The sequence below is a fragment of the Mesorhizobium sp. M7A.F.Ca.CA.003.01.2.1 genome (assembly GCF_003998945.1).
Lineage (GTDB): Bacteria > Pseudomonadota > Alphaproteobacteria > Rhizobiales > Rhizobiaceae > Mesorhizobium > Mesorhizobium ciceri.
The window spans coordinates 1-4,229 of sequence record NZ_RZRA01000479.1 but is presented as its reverse complement, the minus strand read 5'-3'; the positions used below and the strand labels follow the sequence as shown (position 1 = coordinate 4,229).

The 4,229-nt window shown below is 59.4% G+C and carries 3 protein-coding genes and 2 pseudogenes; 4 read left to right on the top strand and 1 reads right to left on the bottom strand.

The annotated features are described in order from the left end of the window. Positions 1–39 precede the first annotated feature (39 nt). Entirely contained in the window at positions 40–1,356 is a 1,317-nt protein-coding gene (locus EN969_RS19165) for a HipA domain-containing protein (RefSeq protein ID WP_063169281.1), read from the top strand. A gap of 569 nt (positions 1,357–1,925) precedes the next feature. On the opposite strand, the gene EN969_RS19160 is transcribed toward EN969_RS19165, so the two are convergent. Continuing rightward, positions 1,926–2,285: a hypothetical protein gene (locus tag EN969_RS19160; RefSeq protein ID WP_126066776.1), complete on the bottom strand. Its 360-nt coding sequence runs from the start codon at positions 2,283–2,285 to the stop codon at positions 1,926–1,928. A 516-nt stretch (positions 2,286–2,801) separates the two neighbouring features. Here EN969_RS19160 and EN969_RS36085 point away from each other — a divergent pair. The 3 genes and pseudogenes from EN969_RS36085 to EN969_RS19145 form a co-directional block, all read left to right on the top strand. Continuing rightward, positions 2,802–3,335, top strand: a pseudogene (locus tag EN969_RS36085) (IS21 family transposase); the annotation flags it as partial. A 10-nt stretch (positions 3,336–3,345) separates the two neighbouring features. Then, positions 3,346–3,659: pseudogene (locus tag EN969_RS19150) on the top strand (ATP-binding protein); the annotation flags it as partial. 192 nt (positions 3,660–3,851) lie between these two features. Then, positions 3,852–4,229, top strand: a 378-nt coding sequence (locus EN969_RS19145) for a hypothetical protein (protein ID WP_164758349.1), incomplete at its 3' end; no start/stop codon positions are given.

Here is a 4,229-nt window from a genome sequence, read left to right as displayed (position 1 = left end):
TGCCGAAGCACGTCTACAAGGCCGGCAAGCAGATCGTCGATGAGTTCTAAGGTCCCCAAGTACGACGAAGCCTATGTCTGGGTCTGGCTGCCGGGCGAGACCGCGCCGGTTGTCGCCGGGCGGCTATATGCCCATGACGGACTCGTCAGCTTCAACTATGGCAGGAGCTTTCGTGAACTGGGAAGCGCGATCCCGCTTTATCTCCCGGAACTGCCCCTGAAGGCAGGCGAATTGCCTTTGCTTCCTGGCCTAACCATGCCGGGATGCATCCGCGATGCTGCCCCTGATGCCTGGGGACGACGGGTTATCCTAAACCGCAAATTCGGTGTGAAGGGCGATGAAATCGCGCGGCTCGATATTTCAGAACTGACGTTCTTGCTGGAATCAGGCTCGGACCGCATCGGCGCGCTCGATTTTCAGTTTTCGCCAATGCATTACGAGCCGCGCGCACTGGCCAATGCCACTCTCGAAGAGCTTGTCCAATCGGCGGAGCGGGTAGAGAAAGGTATTCCGCTCACCCCCGAATTAGATCAGGCGCTGCATCACGGCAGCTCGATCGGCGGCGCAAGGCCAAAGGCGCTGATCGAGGGTGACGCCGTCAAGCATGTCGCGAAATTTTCCTCGTCTGCCGACCTTTACAGCGTCGTCAAAGGAGAATTCATAGCCATGCGGCTTGCCGCCTTGTGCGGCATCAGAGCGGCATCCGTCTCGCTCGTTCGCGCCGCAGGCAACGACGTGTTGCTCGTCGAGCGATTCGACCGGATCAAGGTCACGGGCGGCTGGCAACGCAAATCCATGGTCTCAGCGCTGACGATGCTCGCGCTCGATGAGATGATGGCGCGTTACGCCAGCTACCAGGATTTGGCGGAGATCATTCGCCACCGATTCACCGCGCCGTCGGAAACTCTGCGCGAGTTGTTCAGCCGCATTGTCTTCAACATACTTTGCGGCAACACCGACGATCATGCCCGCAACCATGCGGCATTCTGGGACGGCGCTAAGCTCACCCTCACGCCTGCGTACGATATTTGTCCGCAGGCCCGCAGTGGCCAGGAGGCCAGCCAGGCCATGCTCATCAGCGGCAATAACCGCATGAGCCGGATAGCGTCCTGCCTTGAAGCGGCGCATCACTTCCTGCTCAGCGCGCCGGAAGCTCTTGCGATTGTTGAAGGCCAGCTCCGATGCATTGCGGAGAATTGGCCGCGTGTCAGCGAGGAAGCTACGCTATCCGGCACAGATCGCAATCTGTTCTGGGGCCGACAGTTCCTCAATCCCTACGCTTTTACGGCGCTGGAAGGAAGCGCCGACGTTCTCCGCGCTCTGGCTGACGAACTACGCAACAGTGTTCACGCCTGATCCGGCGCTGGATTTCGGACAAGCTCGGCAAGCGCAAGACGCCCACAATATCGACAACCCTTGCCGTGCCAGGACGAAGATTGAACAAACGGCTCTTCAACAGTGACAACGTGCACTGCGGAGAGATGTGGAGCTGACACCGCAAAAGCCCAAGACGCGCGACTTCCCGCGATACAACTCCACATAACTGAGCGTCTACAAGCGGTGCAGCCAGCCAAACATCCAGCCATCAAAGCGATGATCGTCTGATCTTTTGCCGATGACATCACGTCGGGGAAGCCTTGTTCGAGCGCTTGCCGCTTCATATCGATACCGGCCTGGGCGTAGCGCATCGTTAGTTCAGCCCGAGTGGCCTGGCCATCGACTGATGGTGGCGATGTCAACACCCGCCTTGACGAGGTGGATGGCCGTCGTGTCCCGCAAAGGGCGATGATGGATGCTTTTTTCCGCCATGGTGGTTCCTTCGCCCGCAGCCATGTGTGCGCAGCAAGTATGGAACACCGAACCGGGTGAGCAGTGTGGGGCGGTCGTTGCTTTGCTCGGCGGGACAGGGCGATACCAGACGAAGGTCACAATCGAAGATTCAGGATCCCTGAACTCGTGCATCCGTATTGAACATCAGCGAAAACAGAGCGTAATCCCGCTGTCCAGAAGGCGTGCGGCGGACGATACGCGCCAGGACGCTCTTGATTTCCGGGCTCATCGAGATATTCGACAGGTGCCACCCACGCGCCCTCTTGAAGGGAAGTGTCACCACCAGTTGCAGCGTATCCTAATATTCGGGGTGCTCCGAAATCAGGAACCGCGCAAAGGCATGCATCGCCGCCAGCCTTGCATTGCGGGTCGCAACTGCCACGCTCGACCTCAAGTGATGTGAGAAAGCTGCCCATCCTGTCGGTATTGATGTCGGAGACCGCTTCTTCTTTCAAGAATATCTTCCCGCTCTCCCGCGGCATGAGCCCGTGGCATGCTTCGGCCCAATGCTGTGGATTGATGTTTCTTCATGCCACAACCTCGCTGACGAGACCGCCGAAAGCCCCTTCAAAGCGGTCGGTGGCGATCTCTCGCAGCTTTGGAAGGTAGTGCATTGATTTTTCGTGGAATGGGGACCCTGTTTAAAGGGTGATTTTCGTCCAAACGGGACCCCTTAACGATGGGGTCATCAAGATGCCTCCGGCTTGATCGGAGGCATTTGTGTTTTGGATGTTGGTTTTAGAGACGATTGCAAAGATACGTCGGCTGTCGCTGGTCCAGGGGAAGTCGATCAAAGCGATCTGCCGTGAGCTGAAGATCTCGCGCAAGGTGGTGCGCAAGGTCCTGCGTTCTGAGGAGACGCAGTTCCGCTACGAGCGCAAGCACCAGCCCTATCCCCGCATGGGAGCTCGGCGTGAGACGCGGGACCGGCTGCTGTCGGCGAATGCGGCCAAGCCGCAGCGGGAGCGGCTGCCGGTCGCTTCGACGGCTTCCATTGCATTCCCCCGTCGGTGTCGAAGACCTGCACGGTGCGCTTCGACAACAACAAATACTCGGTGCTGTCGAGTGCCGTCGGTCGGCCCATCGAGATCCATGCTTATGTCGATCGGATCGCATCCGCCAGAGGATGGCGTGGTCGTGGGAGAACACGTTCGCTCCTTTGGCCGCAACGAGGTCGCCTACGATCCCTGGCACACGGCGCGCGCCGTTCCTTGGCTGGGTCGTGCGGTCGGCAATGGAGAAGGTGCGGCGCAGCTCAAGGCGGTTGATGACGTCGACCGGCAGATGGTGTTGATCCTCACCTGGGTGCTGACCGACGGATTGAGCGCGGTCGAGGCCGCCTGTCAGGAAGCCATCGAGCACGGTGCATCGTCGGCGCCGGTGATCCTCAACATCCTGGCCCGCAGCCGCGATCCGGCGCCGGGCACGATCCTTTCCATTCCCCAAGCGCTGAAGCTAGCTCACGAGCGGTCGCCGACTGCACCCGCTATGACAGTCTCAGGAGGACAAACAGCCATGGAACGCACCGAGGTACTGGAACTGATGGGAGCGCTGAAGCTCTACGGAATGCGCAGAGCCTATGACGAGATCATGGGCGCGTCGCCATCAAGCGACGGCACGAGCCGCCCAGGATTGTCGGTGATCTCTTGCAGGCCGAGATATCGGAGAAGCAGGCCCGCTCCATCAAATACCAGTTCGCTGTCGCCAAGTTGCCGCTGGCCAAGGACATCGACGACTTCGACTTCGCCGACACGCCGGTCACCCCCTGATGCGCGATCTCGCCCGGCCGCGCCTTCGTCGCCGATCAGCGCAACATCGTCCTGGTCGGCCGCCTTCACGGGTCACCCAACTCGCGCGGAAGGTCGACCGCATTGCGACGGGCGCGTGTCGACTTCCCAACAATGTCAGACAGGAGACGCAACGCTATCGGAGCGATCGCATTGCCCGAAACGATTTTCCCAGTTGGCACGACAATTGCGGTCCTATGCGCAAAAGCAAACTAGACCTGAGAGCCGCACCGCATGAATGTAGCCTCCCAATATCTGCCGCTTGTGGCGCATCACGAAGCCGGGCACGCGGTGGCCGCCATCGTTTTGCACCGTCAGACGTTCGACGACGACCGTGAACTCCCTGCTTTCTCAAGTGTTAGTATTTACCCCGACGTCGGTGACGGAGAGTGCGGTGGTGTTGTCGAAGGCGCGGGTTTTTATTCAGCGCAAGGATTCACCTCGAAGCGAAAGCCGATTTTCGAGGACGATATGGATCGATGTTTGGAACGCGATGATGCGATCCGGGAGATAGTTGCGTGTCTGGCAGGTCCTTTTGCAGAATCCGCATTCGAAGGCTATCTGGACCCGCGCGATATGGCGATGAATGCGTCCGATGGGAATGAGGGGAGC